Origin of the sequence: Hydrogenophaga sp., assembly GCF_028698005.1 — a bacterium.
GTDB lineage: Bacteria > Pseudomonadota > Gammaproteobacteria > Burkholderiales > Burkholderiaceae_C > Hydrogenophaga.
In genome coordinates, this window is record NZ_JAQVEJ010000260.1 from 1 (window position 1) to 2795 (window position 2795).

The 2795-nt window shown below is 63.1% G+C and carries 3 protein-coding genes; all 3 read right to left on the minus strand.

The genetic code is table 11. From position 1 onward, the window contains the following. The coding region (locus tag PHQ87_RS15720) for a TrbI/VirB10 family protein (RefSeq protein WP_300236468.1) at positions 1 to 894 on the minus strand (894 nt) is incomplete at its 3' end. 38 nt (positions 895 to 932) lie between these two features. Next, on the minus strand, positions 933 to 1646 hold the full coding sequence (locus tag PHQ87_RS15725; RefSeq protein ID WP_300236471.1) for a TrbG/VirB9 family P-type conjugative transfer protein: 714 nt from the start codon (positions 1644 to 1646) through the stop codon (positions 933 to 935). A gap of 102 nt (positions 1647 to 1748) precedes the next feature. Further along, positions 1749 to 2669 carry a virB8 family protein gene (locus PHQ87_RS15730; protein ID WP_300236474.1) on the minus strand — a complete coding sequence of 307 codons (921 nt, stop codon included), beginning with the start codon at positions 2667 to 2669 and terminating at the stop codon, positions 1749 to 1751. Between the last annotated feature and the right edge of the window lie 126 nt (positions 2670 to 2795).

The following is a 2795-nucleotide window of genomic DNA, read 5'->3' on the forward strand; positions in this document are numbered from 1 at the left end:
CCAGGGGTCGTGGCGTTCCATCACGTAGCCACCACCATAGACCGTCGTGGAGCGGCCGCGCAGGTTCTCCTCGTGGGCGAACTTCTGAGCGCCGGCGTCTATGCCATCGGCCAGCAGGCTCACCAGCATGGCCGCACCGATACGCTCGCCCCAGTGGCCATCGTAGTGACCCGGCACCCCGGTACCGCCCAGTGCATCGGTGCCGGGGCTGTCGATGCGCACGTCCAATCCGGTGGTGGTCAACACCCGCGTCCAGACGATGCCGATGCGGTCATCGTCTTCATCGACGTACCTGTACTCACCGCTGACCTTGGACCCTTTCCCGATGAGCAGGCGACGCCCGTTGACCGAGTAGATCGGCTCGACCACGACGCATGAGGCCATGCCCGGCAACGTGGACACCACCCTGGTCTCCAGCGCACAGCGGATGAAGGTGCCCCGTGCCATGATGAAATCGGCGTTGGCCAGCCGCTGCACCGCACCACGCTTGACCGCCGAATACTCGTCCTCGAAGAACGGGTTTTGCGTTGTGGCGGGGTCGGCAGTGGCCACCAGATTGTTCTGGCTGGCCATGCGGCGCACGAGCAAGTCATCCTGCGGCGCCGCCGGATCGCTCCCGGCCGAAACGGCGTGCGCCGGCGCACCGGTCAACGGCAATGGCGGTGGCGCAACTGGCGATGCCAGCGCCAGGATCGGCTTGTCCGGCACCGACACCTCTTCGAAGGCGACCCGCCGTGCCTTCCCGTCATCGGCCGAGAAGGCGTTGCTGGCCACCCACATCGTCATCCCGACCGCCGCCAGCCCGAGGATGGCGACATAGGCCAGTGCCATTTTGTTCAGGCCCCGCGAAACCCCGCCCGAGAGCCGCGGCATGTTGTCGGATAGCTGGGTCATCGGGCTCCCTCCTGATTCCGGAGTGGCGCTGTGCTTCATCACGGGTTCCTCCTCAGACCAACGGTTTCAGCTCCCAAACGCAACACCAGATAGGGGTACACGCCATGGACAACAACGACGTTGTCTTCGATCCTGGTGTTGACCAGGAACTCCTCACCCGCTCGTTCATTGCGACCGAACACCGCGGGGACACCGGCCAAGGGCGGCAGGTGAAGGTAGGTGAACTGGTGGTTGTCGTACACCCGGATCGGCACGATGGTCGGCACCGGCATCGTCGTCGCGTAGTCGTAGTTCAGGTGGTAGTCGGATTGGGAATTGAGTGCCGCGACAGAGGGCGACAGCACCCCATTGGCCGCTGCCATGGCACTGTCCCTGTCTGGTGTCGCAATCGGGTAAACGAAGCGGACCTTGTAGAACACACCGGCATTCTTGGCCTCCTCCAGCGACTTCCAGCGGGTCGCCGACACCCTCAGGTCGATCAGGTATGAGCGCATGTTGGTGCGGATGTACATATTCGTATCGACATCCACGTTCCTGGGACGGATGTAGAACACGTTGTCGCGCCGAACCAGTTCCCATCCATCGCTGAAGCCGGTACCAAAGTCCTTCACCTGCTCTTGCGGACTGATCTCGATCTGCGTCGCGATGCCCAGACCGGTGTTGACCCGCACCACCTGGTCGGCCCGGTAGGGCACCTCGCGCACCTCTTGCGCAGCCGCCATCGACGCCCCCCACCCGATGACCAGGATCATCGGTATCCGGCCTGCAACCTGTCGAACCGTCATGCTTGACCTTCCCTTGCATTCATCGAATCCCGCACATCACCCGCCGTTGCGCTGCCACGAGCACATCGATCAGGGCCCATGGGCAGGCGTCCCAGGTGCCCCTGGTAGCCCGCCGGCCGAAGCCAGGCCGGTGGTCGCGATCGAGGTGGAAGAATTCTCCGCCCCGGCCCCCCGGTTCAGTTGCCCTTCGTCCTCGCCGATCAGCGGAATGCCCCGCGCCATCTCGTCTTTGCGAAACGTGGGCGCATTGAACTCGTCGTCCACCTTGTAAGCCGTCACCTGAAAGCCCAAAGGATTGCGCAGGCGCAGGTTGTCGCTCATCCGCAGATGGGTTTTGTACTGGTAGCTCAACGTGGCCACATGGCTGCTGAGGTACTCGCTCTTGCCACTGGACTTGTCAAAACGCCACTTCTCGAAACGCACCGTGGCGCCGGTCGGCCGGATGTCCTTTTCCTCGTCCAGACCGTGAAACACAATCGAGTTCACCTTGATGCGGATGGCCACACTGCGTCCCCACCTCTTGTCCGGTGCATTGGGACTGCCATCGAACTGCATTACGTAGAGCCCCTTGACCGCGTCATTCGACATCGCGGCCACGAACTCCCAGTCGTGCTCGTTGATCGTGTCCCAGTCGTAGCCCTCGCGGGCCTGCACGAAACGGGCCACCTGACTGCGGTTGAGTGCCTCGCTCGAGTAGATGCCCGAATAGGCCATGTCCTCGCGCAGGTGTGTGAGCGTGCTGGTGCTGCGTTTGAGATCGACCGTGACCAGATAGGGGACCTTCTCCTTGAGCGGCAGCATGTACACGATGGCAGCTACCAGGCACACCGTGACGAACAGCGATACCATGGCCACGATCCAGGCCCGGCGCTCACTGCGCTTGACCATGGCGATGACGCAAGACTCGAAGTCCATCGATTTGCGGATGACGTCCTGCGACGCCTCGGACAGCCTGCGCGGCCCCCGGAACATGCCCGACACCGCGCTCATGGCATGCGCCTTACCAGCAGGGTCTTGCTGCTCAATACCTGCACGCGAAGTTTCTGGTCGGCGTAGGCCTGGCGGACGACGTTCAGCGCCGACTGCAGGTTGTTGTCCTTGGCACCCGACAGCGCG